Raw genomic sequence first — 496 nt, 5'->3', positions numbered from 1 at the left:
CGGCCTCACCGACTCGGCGCTGGAGGGCGTAACTTCGATGCTCAATCTGCTGGCGGTGCATTACGCGCTGCGCCCGGCCGATGACGATCACCGTTATGGCCACGGCAAGGCGGAATCGCTGGCGGGCATGGCGCAGGCCTTGTTCATTGGCGGCAGTGCGGTATTGATCGCGTTTCAGGCGTTCGAACGGTTGAAGACGCCAGAGCCGATCGGCGCACCGTGGCTGAGCATCGGTGTGATTGTGTTTTCGTTGCTGCTGACGGCGGCGCTGCTGGTGTTGCAGCATCGGGTGATCAAGCAGACCGGCTCCAACGCCGTGCGCGCGGACTCGCTGCACTATCGCTCGGACATGCTGCTCAACGGCAGCATTCTGCTTGCGCTGATCCTCGCCGGGTTTGGTTTTGAGCAACTGGATGCGTGGTTCGGTCTGGGCATTGCTGCCTACATTCTGTGGAGTGCGATCCAGATCGCCCGGGAAAGTTTTTCGGTGTTGATG

Annotated in this window: 1 protein-coding gene; it reads left to right on the top strand. The window is 61.3% G+C overall.

The annotated features are described in order from the left end of the window. Positions 1–496: cation diffusion facilitator family transporter (locus BK660_RS31380; protein WP_123436447.1), on the top strand; the 496-nt coding region annotated here is incomplete at both ends.

Source organism: Pseudomonas brassicacearum (assembly GCF_003732265.1).
Taxonomy (GTDB): domain Bacteria; phylum Pseudomonadota; class Gammaproteobacteria; order Pseudomonadales; family Pseudomonadaceae; genus Aquipseudomonas; species Aquipseudomonas brassicacearum_D.
This window is presented reverse-complemented; position numbering and strand designations above follow the sequence as displayed.